Source organism: Streptosporangium sandarakinum (genome assembly GCF_050942225.1).
GTDB lineage: Bacteria > Actinomycetota > Actinomycetes > Streptosporangiales > Streptosporangiaceae > Streptosporangium > Streptosporangium nondiastaticum.
The window spans coordinates 2,535,452-2,547,711 of record NZ_CP192034.1; the positions used below are offsets into that span (position 1 = coordinate 2,535,452).

Below are 12,260 nucleotides of genomic sequence, written 5' to 3' on the forward strand. Positions count from 1 at the left end.
GACTGTTTTCTGCGGATTCCGAGGGCATTCCGAGATCCGCGGGGCAGGTCACCGCGCCCGTCGCCGATGATCCGCCCCCGGCCGGTTGCCCCCCGGCCGGGGGCCCGCTCAGGGGGTCATGGGCGAGGACGCCTCCGCGTAGCGGCGCCGGGGGATCCGGCCCGCCAGGCGGGCGGCCCGCCCCGCGGCGACCGCCGACCGCATGGCCTGCGCCATCAGGTCGGGCCGCTGGGCCCGGGTCACCGCCGTCGCCAGCAGCACCGCGTCGCAGCCCAGCTCCATCGCCAGGGCCGCGTCGCTGGCGGTGCCGATCCCGGCGTCCAGGATCACCGGCACCCCGGCCGCCTCCACGATCAGCTCGATGTTGTGCGGGTTGCGGATGCCCAGGCCGGAGCCGATCGGCGCGCCGAGCGGCATCACCGCCGCGCAGCCCGCCTGCTCCAGACGGCGCGCCAGGGCCGGGTCGTCCCCGATGTACGGCAGCACCGTGAACCCGTCGGCCACCAGCCGCTCGGCCGCGTCGAAGGTCTCGATCGGGTCGGGCAGCAGGGTGCGCTCGTCGGAGATGACCTCCAGCTTGATCCAGCCCGTCTCCAGGGCCTCCCTGGCCAGCCGGGCGGTCAGCACCGCCTCCTGGGCGGTGAAGCAGCCGGCGGTGTTGGGCAGGACCCGGATGCCGCGCCGGCGCAGCACGTCGAGGACGGAGCCGCGGGCCGACGGGTCCAGCCGCCGCATCGCCACCGTGGTCAGCTCGGTGCCCGAGGCGGCCAGCGCGGCGTCCAGGACCTCCAGCGAGGGCGCGCCGCCGGTGCCCATGATGAGCCGGGAGGCGAACTTCTCGCCGCCGATGATCAGGTCGTCGTCCACGTCCCTCAGCCTCCCTGCACCGCGGTGAGCACCTCGACCGCGTCCGCGTCGGCGAGCGCGGTGGAGTCCCACGCGCCCCGCGAGACGACCTCGCCGTTCACGGCGACGGCCACCCCGTTCCGGGTCTCGGTCAGGGTCTTCACGGCCTCGGCGACGGTGGCCCCGGAGGGCAGCTCGTGTGCGACGCCGTTGATGGTCACGTTCAACGATGCTCCTGGAAGCGGAGGGGTGAGCAGATCTTCAGAAGGCCTGGGTCGCCGTCGCCCGCGCACAGGTCGGCGGTCAGCGGTGCGAGCAGCACCCCGTTGCGGTGGTGGCCGGTGGCCAGCCACAGGCCCGGCGGGCCGGCCGGGCCGATCACCGGGAGGTTGTCCGGCGTGCCGGGGCGCAGGCCCGCGACCGCGTCGGAGAGCTCCAGCTCCGTCACCCCGGGGAGCAGTTCCCGGGCGTCGCGCAGCAGCTCCCACAGCCCGCCGGCCGTCACCCTGGTGTCGAAGCCCATCTCCTCCTGGGTGGCCCCGACGACCAGCTCGCCGTCCGCGCGCGGGACGAGGTAGACGTGCGAGCCGTGGACCGTGCCGCGCACGCAGCGCCCCAGGATCGGCTCGGGGGAGCGCAGCCGCATGATCTGGCCCTTGACCGGACGCACCGGCGGCAGGATCCCGGGCGGCAGCCCCTCGATCGCGGCGGGCGCGCCCGCGCCGCCGGGCTCCCCGGACCACGCCCCGGTCGCCAGGACCACCCGGTCGGCCCCGACGGTCCCGCCGGTGGCCGGCCGTACCCCGGTGACCCGCCCGGCGGACGTCTCCAGGGCGGCGGCGCGCGTCCGCAGCAGGGTGACGCCCCGGCGCTCCAGGGCCGTCAGCAGGGCCGCGGTGACCTTCCTGGGGTCCACCCAGGCGTCCCTCTCGGCGAGCATGCCGCCGCGGACGGACGGGGCCAGCATCGGCTCCAGGCGGCGGCACTCGCGGCCGGTCAGCCGCCGGGCGGGCAGTCCCAGCCCGGTGGCGAACGCGGCGATCTCCTCCAGTGCCGCCATGTCGTCGGCGCCGAAGGCGACGTCGAGGGTGCCGCCGTCGCGGTAGTCGAGGTCGCCCGCCTCGCGGCCGGCGTCGGCGGCGAGCTCCGCGGCGAACGACGGCCACCTGTCCAGTGAGGCCAGGCCCAGCCGCAGCAGGGGCTCCTCGGTGTAGGTGACCTCGCTCACCGGCGCCAGCATGCCCGCCGCCGCGTGCGAGGCGCCTGAGGCGGGGGCCGGGTCCATCACCGCGGCCCGCAGGCCCCCTCTGGCGGCGCGCCAGGCCACCGAGAGGCCGATCACCCCTCCGCCGACGACCAGGAGGTCGAACCGCTGCGGCATTCCCATCCCGCTCCCTTCGCCGGCATGACCCGGATCAGGTTCCTGGCGGTCGAGGGCCCGCTCGCGGTCGCGCCCGGTCGCGGCCCGCCCGCGTCGCCCGGCGGCGCCCACCCGGGGCGCTCCGGTCGCGGTGCGTGGCTCCGCGCTCCTCGGCGGTCTCGCGGCCCTCCTCTCAGCCCGGTGCGTGCCGGGCTCCCGCGCGTCTTGACATCCCCACCATAAGGGGTGCCTCCGGTCTCTCCGACGCGGGCATGGCGCCCCGTGTGGGTTGAATGTCGGTTTCAGCGCACGTAGCAGATAGCCGGGGGTCCTCCGGACGCCTAGGCTGATGAGGTGTGAATCATGTCGTGGTGGTTGGCGCCGGCCTGGCCGGCGTGCGCAGCGTCGAGGCGTTACGGGCCCGAGGGTTCGCCGGCACGATCACCCTGATCGGGGAGGAGCGGCACCGGCCGTACGACCGCCCTCCCTTGTCGAAGGCCGTCCTGCTCGGCGGCACCGACTCCACGGTCGTCGACTCCGATCTCGGCGCCCTGGAGGTCTCCTTCCGCCCGGGAGCGGCCGCCAAGGGGCTGCGGCCCGGCGTGGTGGAGACCACCGAGGGCGAACTGCCCTATGACGGGCTGGTCATCGCCACCGGCGCCCGCCCGGTCCGGCTGCTCGGCGACGGCCCGCAGCACGTCCTGCGCACGATCGACGACGCCCTCGGGCTGCGCGCCCTGTTCGCGCCGGGGGTCAAGGTCGCCGTCGTCGGCGCGGGCTGGATCGGCGCCGAGGTGACCACCGCCGCGCGCCGGGCCGGCTGCGAGGTCACCGTGGTCGAGGCCGCCGACGTCCCGCTGGCCGCCGCCCTCGGCCCGGTCGGCGCCTGGACCGTCCCCTGGTACGAACAGGCGGGCGTGGACCTGCGGCTCGGCTCCGCGGTCGCCTCCGTCGACCACGGCGGGCTGACCCTGGCCGGCGGCTCGGCGGTCGAGGCCGACGTGGTCGTCACCGGTGTCGGCGTCCGCCCCGCGGTCGAGTGGCTGGCCGGCTCCGGCATCGGGCTCGACGACGGCGTCGTCACCGACGAGCACCTGCGCACCTCGCTGCCCGGCGTCGTCGCCGTGGGCGACTGCGCCGCCTGGTGGTCGCGCCGCTACGGCCGCCGCCTGCGGGTCGAGCACTGGGACAACGCGCTGAACGCCCCCGAGGTGGCCGTGGCCTCCCTGATGGGGGAGGAGGCGGTCTACGACCCGGTGCCCTACTTCTGGTCGGAGCAGTTCGGCCACATGGTCCAGTACGCCGGCCGGCACGACGGCGGCCGCATGGTCATGCGCGGCGACCCCGGGACCGATCCGAAGTGGGGGGCCTGCTGGGTGGACGACCGCGACCGGCTCGTCGCGGTGCTGTCCGTCGACCGGCCCCGCGATCTGGTCCAGGGCAGGCGCCTCATCGAGGGCGGCCGTCCCCTCGATGTCGAGCGTCTGGCCGACCCTGCGGTAGCGTTGCGCGACTGCGCGGCGTGACCCGCGCCGGTGTTTGGCGAAAGGCTCGATGTGGTAGTGGTGGATTCGTGACGCTTTCTGTTGCGCAGATCGACCGGGAGACCGACCAGCTGGTGGGCGAGTGGCTCACCCTGACCGAGGTGGCCCGGAGGCTCGGCCTCAGTGCCGGCCGCGCCAAGCAGCTCCTCAAGGACCGCAAGCTCATCGGGGTGCGCCGGGGCGGGGGAGAACCCCAGATCCCGGCCGTGTTCCTGTCCGACGGCGACGTCCTGAAGGGACTGCCGGGCACGCTCACCGTGCTGCTCGACGCCGGATACGACGACGTCGAGTCGCTGCGCTGGCTCTTCACCCCGGACGACAGCCTGCCGGGATCGCCGGTGGAGGCGATCGCCGCGGGCCGCCACACCGAGGTCAAGAGACGTGCCCAGGCCCTCGCTTTCTGACGCCCGCCTGTACCTCTGCACCGACGGCCGCCGCGACCGCGGCGATCTCGCCGACTTCCTCGACGCCGCCCTGAGCGGCGGCGTCGACATCGTCCAGCTCCGCGAGAAGGGCCTGGAGGCCCGCGAGGAGCTGGCGCTGCTGGAGGTCTTCCGCGACGCCTGCGACCGGCACGGCCGGCTGCTGGCGGTCAACGACCGCGCCGACATCGCCTACGCGGCCCGGCCCGACGTGCTCCACCTCGGCCAGGACGACCTGCCCGTGCCGGTCGCCCGCGACATCCTCGGCGACGACATCCTCATCGGGCGTTCCACCCACGCCCCCGAGGAGGCGTCCGCCGCGGCCGTCGAGCCCGGCGTCGACTACTTCTGCTGCGGCCCGATCTGGCCGACGCCCACCAAGCCCGGGCGGTCCGCCCCGGGCCCCGGCCTGCTCCGGCACGCCGCGGCCCTCGCGACCGACCGGCCCTGGTTCGGCATCGGCGGCATCGACCTCGCCAACCTCGACGAGGTCATGTCGTACGGCGTGCGCCGGGTCGTGGTGGTACGGGCCATCACCGAGGCCGACGACCCCAAGGCCGCCGCCGAGGAGTTCAGACGGCGGCTGACCGCCGGGGGCTGACCGCACGCGGCCGAGCCGGCCGTACGGCCCGGCCGCGACCGGTCGAGACCGGTCGCGCCGTGCCCTGATCCGCGTGCGCCACGCCCCGGGCCCGTACGGCGGGGCGTGCGTGCCCGTACGGCGGTCCTTGCGGGCCGTACGGCGGGGGCGGGCCGTCAGGTGCGGCGGGACGTCGCGGCCACGGCCAGCTCGGCCAGCGCCGTGCGGGCCTCCGAGGTGATCGGGGCGTGCTCCAGCGAGCGCAGGGCGTCGTCGAGGTACTCCTGGATCAGGTGCTCGCACGCGGCGAGCGCCCCGGTCTCCTGGATGATCTGCCGCAGCCGGTCCACCCCGGACGCGTCCAGTGCCGGGTCGCCGAGCATGGCGCGCACCTGGGCGGCCTGGGCGGGGGAGGCCGCGGCGAGGGTGCGGGCGATGAGCATGGTCCGCTTGCCCTCGCGCAGGTCGTCGCCGGCCGGCTTGCCGGTCTCCAGCGGGTCGCCGAACACGCCGAGGATGTCGTCGCGGAGCTGGAAGGCGATGCCCACGCACTGGCCGTACTCCTCGCAGAGCCGGTCGATCCACGGCTCGCGTCCCCGCGTGGCCAGCACCAGGCCCAGCCTGAGCGGCTGCTCCACCGAGTACTTCCCGCTCTTGAACAGGGCGACCCGCAGCGCGCTGTCGAAGGTGCCCTCGCCGTGGGCCTGCTCCAGCAGGTCCAGGTACTGGCCGCACATCAGCTCGGTGCGCATGTGGTCGTGGACGTCCTGGGCCGCGGCCAGGGCGGCCGGCGGCAGCCCGCTGGACCGCCACATCTCACCCGACCAGATGAGCATCAGGTTGCCCAGCAGGATGGCGGCGCCCAGGCCGAACTGCTCGGCCGAGCCGTGCCAGCCGGCGTCCTCGTGCAGTGACTGGAACCTGCGGTGCGCCGCCGGCATGCCCCGGCGCATGTCGCTGGCGTCCATCACGTCGTCGTGGACCAGCGCGCTCGCCTGGAGGAGCTCCAGGGACGCGGCCGCGTTGAAGAACGCCGGGTCGTTCCCACCGCCCGCGCCGCGCCAGCCCCAGTAGCAGAAGGCCGGGCGCAGCCGCTTCCCCGTGGAGAGGAAGTCCTCGGCGGCGGAGATGAGCGGGGCCGCCTCGGGTGCGCTGACCTGGGGCCGCTGCCGGTCGACGAACTCCCGGAGGGCGCGATCCACCTCAAGGCGGACGATGTCGAGCGTGGCTGCGGAAGTGGTCATGCCCAGACATTATCGGTCCAAGCGGACGGATTCCTATCGGCGGGACACTACGGCGTTTCGCACGCACCGTTACCGGGGGAAGGAACACCCGAAAGGCCGCCCGAGCAGGGGAGGCGCCGGGGACCGGGCCGCGCGGGCGGCATCGCCACCGCGAATCCGGTGACGCGGCGCGACCGCGCCACCGGAAACAGGGCGACGCGCCACGAAGCGCATCCGACAAGTACGGCGGGCGGCGGTGCGCCAAGTACCCTAGGGGCATGGCTTTGGGTCGCCCGTCCGTCCTCCCCGATCGCGTGCCCACCGTCCGCGAGCTTCTCGCCGCCGGTGACCGCTCCTTCTCCTTCGAGTTCTTCCCGCCGAAGAACGCCGAGGGCGAGCGCCAGCTCTGGCGTGTCATCCGGGAGCTGGAGGCGCTGCGTCCCACCTTCGTGTCGGTGACCTACGGCGCGGGCGGCGGCACCCGCGACCGCACGGTGGAGATCGTGGAGCGGCTCGCCCACGAGACCACGCTGACCCCGGTCGCCCACTTCACCGCGGTCAACCACTCCCTGCGCGAGCTGCGCCACCTGGTCGGCCGGTTCGCCGGCGCGGGCGTGCGCAACATCCTCGCGGTGCGGGGCGACCCGCCCGGCGACCCCACCGGCGAGTGGGTGCGCCACCCCGAGGGCGTCCAGTACGCCGAGGAGCTCGTCCGGCTGATCCGCCAGGCCGGCGACTTCTGCGTGGGCGTGGCCGCCTTCCCCTACAAGCACCCCAGGTCGGCCACGGTCGAGGCCGACACCGAGTACTTCGTGCGCAAGTGCCGCGCGGGCGCCGACTACGCGATCACCCAGATGTTCTTCCGCGCCGAGGACTACCTCCGGCTGCGCGACCGGGTGGCGGCCGCCGGCTGCGACACGCCGATCATCCCGGGCATCATGCCCGTCACCCAGATGAGCACGATCGCCCGGTCCGAGCAGCTGTCGGGAGCGCCGTTCCCGCCGGAGGTCGCGGCGCGGTTCGAGGCCGTCGCCGACGACCCCGCCGCCGTGCGCCGCCTGGGCATCGAGCACGCCGTCGAGCTGTGCCGGACGCTCCTCGCCGAAGGCGCGCCGGGCATCCACTTCATCACCTTCAACCGCTCCAGCGCGACCCGCGAGGTCTTCCGGGCGCTCGACATCGTCCCCGGCGCCCCCGCCGCCCCGCAGGCCGCCTCCCTGACCGCCTGAGGCGGCCCGGATCCCCGGGCCGCCCGGCTCACGTGTCCGCGGGCCGCCCGGCCATCGGCTTGAGGGGGAGCACCGTCCCGAGGATGGCGTAGCGCTCGTGGCCGCCCGGGAAGACGAACCGGGTGATCAGGTCGACGAAGCCCATGCTGTGGTAGAGGTGCCTGGCCGTGGTGGGCCGGTCGCGGGTCGACAGCACGGCGGTGCGCTCCGGCCGGCCGCCGCACACCGCGACGACCATCGCCCGGCCGATGCCCCTGCCCTGGTGGTCGGGGTGGACGTGGACCTCGGCGAGGTCGAAGGCGTCCCCCAGCCAGCCCCGCGCGCTCCCCTCGCCGTTCCGGTCGGCGAGGGCCCGCATGACCACGTCGTGCCACCACTGCCCGGGGACCCCGTGGAAGCCGTAGGCGAGGCCCACCGGCGTGCCGGCGGCGTCCTCGGCGAACACGCAGGAGAACCCGGGCTGGACGGAGTGGTTCTCCATGATCGTCCTACGCCCGGGGACCTGGTCCTTGGGCGGGCGCATCGCCGCGGTGTAGACGGCGAGGACCGCGTCCAGCCGGGCGGTGAACTCAGCGGGGCCGACCCTGCGCAGTCCGATCACCTTACGCACCCTAGCAGGGACGATGCCGCCCGAACCGGACTGAGCCGGGAAAAGAGCACCCGATGGTACGGCACTCCTACCCGGCGGTGGCCTTCTCCTCCACCTCGGCCGCGACGCCCCCGGTGAGGCGGAGCAGCTCGGCGAAGGACGTGGGGAAGACCGTGTGCGGGTGGCCCGCCGCCGCCCACACCGTCTCGTACCGGTCGAGCCAGGTGTCGACCAGGGTCCGCAGGGGGGCCGGGTGGCCGACCGGGGCCACCCCGCCGATCACCTGGCCGGTGGCCGCGCGGACGAAGTCGGGGCTCGCGCGCCGTACCTTCGCCGCGCCGACCGTCCGGGCCACCAGGGCGGTGTCCACCCGGTGCGCGCCGCTGGTGAGCACCAGGAGCGGCTCGCCGTCGGCGTCGAAGACCAGGCTGTTGGCGATCGCGCCGACCTCGCAGCCCAGCCGGGCCGCGGCCGTCGCCGCGGTCGGGGTCGCCTCCTCGAACACCACGATCTCACCGGTGGCGCCGTGCTCGCGGAGGACCGCGGCGACCTTCTCCACGTTCGGATGCAACTTTTCTGGCACGCGGCCACTCTAAACGTTCGACCAGCGCATGCCGTCTCATTTACCCGTGACGGGGACGGGACGCCGATGCACTATGGTCCCTTGATCCGAAAATCGCAGTGAAGAGGGAGATGACGCGAATGAGAGTCCGACGGCGGCTCGGAGCGGCCGCGCTGGCGGCGGCGGCCCTCCTCGTCTCCTCGCCCGGCCTCGCGAGCGCCGCGGCGGCTCCCCGGACCCCGGCGGGAGCCCTCCCGGCCGCCGCGGTCCAGGTCACCGCGGCCGGCGCGGCCGCGGCCCCGATGGCGGCGCCCGCGTTCACCGCGCCCGGCCGGACGCTCCGGCTCGGCGCCAAGGGGGCCGAGGTCAAGATGCTCCAGACGCGGCTGCGGCAGCTCGGCTACCTGCCGGGCACCGTCGACGGCCGGTACGGCGGGAGCACCCTGACCGCGCTGTGGGCCTTCCAGAAGGTCAACGGCATCGCGCCGACCAGCACCGTGGCGAGCAGGACGTGGCGGGCGCTGGAGGCCCCGCGCGCCCCGAGGGTGCTCGTGCCGGGCGGCCGGGCGACCCGGGTCGAGGTGAACCTCACCCAGCAGGTGATGGTCCTGTACGTCGGCGGGAGGGTGCGGCTGATCAGCCACATCTCCTCCGGCAGCGGGATCCCCTACTGCGAGACGGCCACCTGGAACGGCCGGACCCAGCGGTTCTGCGGTGACGCCCGCACACCGACGGGCGACTACCGGACGACCTGGCGGCGGAGCGGCTGGCACACCTCCTACCTCGGCAAGCTGTACAACCCGATCTTCTTCAACGGCGGCATCGCCCTGCACGGCGCGCTGTCGGTGCCGCTGGCCCCGGCCTCGCACGGCTGCGTGCGGCTGCCGATGAACGTCGCGTCGGTGCTGCCCAAGCTGCTCGGCGCCGGGGTGCCGGTGCACGTCCGCGGGAGGTTCGTGCGTTAGCCCCGCGGGGCGCGTCCGCCGTTCCCGTCGTGGGACCGGCGCGGCGGCCCCGCGGACAGGCCCTCCGGCCGCCTCCGAGCCCCTGTTCGGGGGTGGAGAACCCCGGGAGATCCCCTTCTCCCGGGGTTCTCGCCTTTCCGGGGGATCGAACCTTTGTTCGCTGCTTTGCTTGACAGCACAGATGATCGAATTTATGTTCGATGTAAAGGCGTGAGACTCGCGGCTCGCGTCCAGGGGCGGCCGTCCGGCGGTGCCGTCGTCACGGCGGCGCCGGCGCACCGGAACCGGACGGGGAGAGGGGAAGCTCCTCGTCCGGCCGCCCGGCGGATTTGTCGGTGGCGTCTGCGAGCCTTGACACCACCGGCGAGAACGCCGGGAGCCGCTTGCGACCAAGGAGGTTGAAGCGCATGATCCATCGACCCGGCGACTCGGGCGGGCCCCGGCTGTCGCCCACGGTCCGGGCGCATCTGGCCGATGCGCGCGACTGCCTGGAGGAGGCCGCCGCCGCGACGACCCCCGCCACCCGTTACGTCGCGGCCCACCTGGCGGCCCTGCGTGCCGCCGCCGCGGTCCTGGCCGCCCGGCCGCGCCCCATGGACGGCCGCAGGCGCAGGCTGCGCAGCGCCTGGGAGCTGCTGCCCGAGGCGGAGCCCCGGCTGGCCGACTGGGCCCCCTACTTCGAGATGAGCGCCACCAAGCGCGCCTCGGCCGAGGCCGGCATGACGCGCGTGGTGTCGGCGCGCGACGCCGAGGAGCTGATCTCCGAGGCGGAGCGGTTCGTCACCACCGTCGAGAAGATGCTCGGCGTGCCCGTCCAGCCCACCCTGCCCGGCAGCGTCCCGCTGGCCGGCTGACCCCTTCCCGCCGCGCGTCCGGCCCGGCGCTCAGGAGACCGCCGAGGGGGCCGAGGCGTCCGCCCGGTGGCGCAGCAGGAGCATCGCTGCGTCGTCGCCCAGCGGACGGCCCACGTGCCGCAGCAGGTCGGCGCGCAGGGCGTCCAGCGCCAGCTGCGGATCCGATCCGCCGAGCAGGTGCGCCCGAGCCTCCAGCGGGTAGAAGTCGCCCGCCCCGTTGCGCGCCTCGATGACCCCGTCGGTGTAGAAGAGCACCTGCTCCCCGGGCTCGAAGGGGACGCGGTACGGCGCCGGCTCGCTGACCCGCAGCACGCCCATGCCCAGGGGCAGCGCCTCCTCGGGCGGTTCGGCGAACCACTGCTTGCCGTCGGCTCCCAGCACCATGGGCGGCGGATGACCGCAGTTGACGACGGTGATGGAGGCGTCACCGGTGATCTCGGCGAGGATCGCCGTCACGAACTGCTCGCCCGACAGCTCCCTGCTCAGGGCGTTCTCCAGTCGGGTCACCACGCCCAGCAGCCCGGTCTCGTCGTGGGCGGCCTCCCGGAAGGCGCCCAGCACCACCGCGGCCGTCTCCACGGCCTCCAGGCCCTTGCCCTGCACGTCCCCGACGACGATCCGCACCCCGTGCGGGGTGGTGACCACGTCGTACAGGTCGCCGCCGATCCGTGCCTCGGCGGTGGCGGAGGTGTAGGAGACGGCCACGCCGATCTCGGGCCCGGCCCGGCGCGGCACCGGCCGCAGCAGCACCCGCTGGGCGGCCTCGGCCACCGAGCGGACGTCGGCGAGCTGCCGCTCGTGGCGGAGCCGGCCGGCGCTGGCCAGCACACCGGCCACGGTGACGCCCAGGATGGCCATCATGGTGATGTTGGTGCGGGAGCTCCACAGGACCTGGTAGTGCAGGCCGAGGGCGACGCACAGCGCTAGCGCGACGATCCCGACCACCGTCGTCCTGCCCAGGCCGCAGGCGACGCTGGCGAAGGCCGGGCCGAGGGCCAGCAGGGGGAGCAGCCCGGTCTCCGGGCCCGAGCCGAGGTCGGCCAGGGCGACCACGGCCATGACGACGAAGGGCAGCAGCCGGAGGGTGTCCTGGGTCCTGCTGGCCCCGACGGAGGTCAGCAGGCGCAGGAAGGCACGTGTCTTGGTCGAGCCGAGCACCGCCATGACGACGTCGAGGCGGCTTTTCGGGGACGGAGGAGAGTGACCATGCCGGTCTTCTCTCCGTGCCATGTTCACCACATCTCGCTAAACGCCGTATTTGCCTTTTCCTACCACAGCGGAGGTCTTCCGTGGCGGGATGCGAGTGATCTCCCAGAGAGGCGGCGTGTCGCGCTCCGCGGCCGTGGGCGCGCCACCGGCGGCGCGCCCACGGAAGGGGTCAGAACGACTCGACGGCGCGGCGCGCCTCGGGGTCGAGCACGCCCCAGTTGATGAGCTCCTCGGTGAGCTCGGCCGGGGACTTGTCGTAGATCACCGCCAGGGAGCGGAGGTCCTCCTGGCGGATGGACAGCACCTTGCCGTTGTAGTCACCACGCTGGCTCTGGATGGTGGCGGCGTAACGGGCCAGCGCGCCGGCCTTCTCCTTGGGGAGCTGGGCAAGGCGCTCAAGGTCGATGACAAGCTTCGGCGTCGGGCCGAGCGGGCTCGGGGCGGCGCCGCCGGGCAGCAGCTCCGAAACCGGCACACCGTAGAAATCAGCCAGCTCGGCAAGCTTCTGGACCGTCACGGCGCGGTCCCCCCGCTCGTAGGAGCCGACCACGACCGCCTTCCAGCGCCCACGGGACTTCTCTTCGACTCCGTGCAGGGACAGGCCCTGCTGGGTGCGGATGGCACGGAGTCGTGCACCCAGCGACTTGGCGTACTCAGACGGCATAGTGTGGCCCCCCGGCTCTGTTATGCACTGCTTTCACTTGATTGTGCTCCCTCGCAACTTATGCCCCAACCCGCTGGGTTGGTGCGCGGGGCAGGGACCTTCGGTGACTGGAGCGTCAGGGTTTACCCGATAAGGCCGCGAGGTGCGGTTACGGACAGTGACGGTAAAGCTGTGGGCGCTCAAGGTCAAGCTGATTGGAAAAAAGATGCGGAA

The 12,260-nt window shown here is 74.0% G+C and carries 14 protein-coding genes; 6 read left to right on the forward strand and 8 right to left on the reverse strand.

Going from position 1 to position 12,260, the window contains the following annotated elements:
• Positions 1-108: 108 nt before the first annotated feature.
• Genes ACQP10_RS11890 through thiO form a run of 3 tightly spaced genes read right to left on the reverse strand, consistent with a single transcriptional unit; the run spans position 109 to position 2,227 of the window.
• On the reverse strand, positions 109-867 hold the full coding sequence (locus ACQP10_RS11890; protein WP_433541362.1) for a thiazole synthase: 759 nt from the start codon (positions 865-867) through the stop codon (positions 109-111).
• 5 nt (positions 868-872) lie between these two features.
• Positions 873-1,067 carry a sulfur carrier protein ThiS gene (thiS, locus tag ACQP10_RS11895; protein ID WP_376770490.1) on the reverse strand — a complete coding sequence of 65 codons (195 nt, stop codon included), beginning with the start codon at positions 1,065-1,067 and terminating at the stop codon, positions 873-875.
• Between the two features lie 2 nt (positions 1,068-1,069).
• Complete coding sequence (thiO, locus tag ACQP10_RS11900; protein ID WP_346020937.1) at positions 1,070-2,227, reverse strand: glycine oxidase ThiO; 1,158 nt, start codon at positions 2,225-2,227, stop codon at positions 1,070-1,072.
• Between the two features lie 347 nt (positions 2,228-2,574).
• On the opposite strand from thiO, the gene ACQP10_RS11905 reads away from it, so the two are divergent.
• Genes ACQP10_RS11905 through thiE form a run of 3 tightly spaced genes read left to right on the forward strand, consistent with a single transcriptional unit; the run spans position 2,575 to position 4,773 of the window.
• The gene (locus tag ACQP10_RS11905; protein ID WP_389998013.1) at positions 2,575-3,732 is read left to right on the forward strand and encodes an NAD(P)/FAD-dependent oxidoreductase; all 1,158 of its coding nucleotides are present in this window, start codon (positions 2,575-2,577) and stop codon (positions 3,730-3,732) included.
• A gap of 47 nt (positions 3,733-3,779) precedes the next feature.
• Positions 3,780-4,154 carry an Rv2175c family DNA-binding protein gene (locus tag ACQP10_RS11910; protein WP_189244522.1) on the forward strand — a complete coding sequence of 125 codons (375 nt, stop codon included), beginning with the start codon at positions 3,780-3,782 and terminating at the stop codon, positions 4,152-4,154.
• Positions 4,132-4,773: a thiamine phosphate synthase gene (gene thiE, locus ACQP10_RS11915; protein ID WP_399499598.1), complete on the forward strand. Its 642-nt coding sequence runs from the start codon at positions 4,132-4,134 to the stop codon at positions 4,771-4,773. Before ACQP10_RS11910 ends, thiE begins: the two co-directional genes overlap by 23 nt.
• Positions 4,774-4,928: 155 nt before the next feature.
• Here the strand turns inward: thiE and ACQP10_RS11920 are convergent, their stop codons facing one another.
• A complete protein-coding gene (locus tag ACQP10_RS11920; protein WP_179818475.1) occupies positions 4,929-5,996 on the reverse strand; it encodes a polyprenyl synthetase family protein in 1,068 nt (355 codons plus the stop codon).
• A 257-nt stretch (positions 5,997-6,253) separates the two neighbouring features.
• On the opposite strand from ACQP10_RS11920, the gene metF reads away from it, so the two are divergent.
• Positions 6,254-7,204 (forward strand): methylenetetrahydrofolate reductase [NAD(P)H], encoded by a 951-nt coding sequence (gene metF, locus ACQP10_RS11925; RefSeq protein WP_346020368.1) that lies wholly within the window; start codon positions 6,254-6,256, stop codon positions 7,202-7,204.
• 28 nt (positions 7,205-7,232) lie between these two features.
• Here the strand turns inward: metF and ACQP10_RS11930 are convergent, their stop codons facing one another.
• Positions 7,233-7,805, reverse strand: a complete 573-nt coding sequence (locus ACQP10_RS11930; RefSeq protein WP_433541363.1) for a GNAT family N-acetyltransferase — start codon at positions 7,803-7,805, stop codon at positions 7,233-7,235.
• Between the two features lie 76 nt (positions 7,806-7,881).
• A complete protein-coding gene (locus tag ACQP10_RS11935) occupies positions 7,882-8,376 on the reverse strand; it encodes a YbaK/EbsC family protein (protein ID WP_179818473.1) in 495 nt (164 codons plus the stop codon).
• 119 nt (positions 8,377-8,495) lie between these two features.
• Between ACQP10_RS11935 and ACQP10_RS11940 the strand changes: the two genes are divergently transcribed.
• On the forward strand, positions 8,496-9,320 hold the full coding sequence (locus ACQP10_RS11940; RefSeq protein WP_433541364.1) for a L,D-transpeptidase family protein: 825 nt from the start codon (positions 8,496-8,498) through the stop codon (positions 9,318-9,320).
• Between the two features lie 407 nt (positions 9,321-9,727).
• Positions 9,728-10,174, forward strand: coding sequence for an SAV_6107 family HEPN domain-containing protein (locus ACQP10_RS11945; RefSeq protein ID WP_189244516.1), 447 nt, complete (start codon positions 9,728-9,730; stop codon positions 10,172-10,174).
• Between the two features lie 30 nt (positions 10,175-10,204).
• Here the strand turns inward: ACQP10_RS11945 and ACQP10_RS11950 are convergent, their stop codons facing one another.
• Both ACQP10_RS11950 and bldD read right to left on the reverse strand, forming a co-directional pair.
• Entirely contained in the window at positions 10,205-11,404 is a 1,200-nt protein-coding gene (locus tag ACQP10_RS11950) for a PP2C family protein-serine/threonine phosphatase (protein ID WP_433541365.1), read from the reverse strand.
• Positions 11,405-11,552: 148 nt separating this feature from the next.
• Entirely contained in the window at positions 11,553-12,047 is a 495-nt protein-coding gene (gene bldD / locus ACQP10_RS11955; RefSeq protein WP_179818469.1) for a transcriptional regulator BldD, read from the reverse strand.
• Between the last annotated feature and the right edge of the window lie 213 nt (positions 12,048-12,260).

Coding starts and splice junctions, on each gene's coding strand:
- ACQP10_RS11945 (WP_189244516.1), top strand. CDS start 9,728: ATGATCCATCGACCCGGCGACTCGGGCGGGCCCCGGCTGTCGCCCACG.
- ACQP10_RS11950 (WP_433541365.1), bottom strand. CDS start 11,404: ATGGCACGGAGAGAAGACCGGCATGGTCACTCTCCTCCGTCCCCGAAA.
- ACQP10_RS11920 (WP_179818475.1), bottom strand. CDS start 5,996: ATGACCACTTCCGCAGCCACGCTCGACATCGTCCGCCTTGAGGTGGAT.
- ACQP10_RS11940 (WP_433541364.1), top strand. CDS start 8,496: ATGAGAGTCCGACGGCGGCTCGGAGCGGCCGCGCTGGCGGCGGCGGCC.
- bldD (WP_179818469.1), bottom strand. CDS start 12,047: ATGCCGTCTGAGTACGCCAAGTCGCTGGGTGCACGACTCCGTGCCATC.
- metF (WP_346020368.1), top strand. CDS start 6,254: ATGGCTTTGGGTCGCCCGTCCGTCCTCCCCGATCGCGTGCCCACCGTC.
- thiO (WP_346020937.1), bottom strand. CDS start 2,227: ATGCCGCAGCGGTTCGACCTCCTGGTCGTCGGCGGAGGGGTGATCGGC.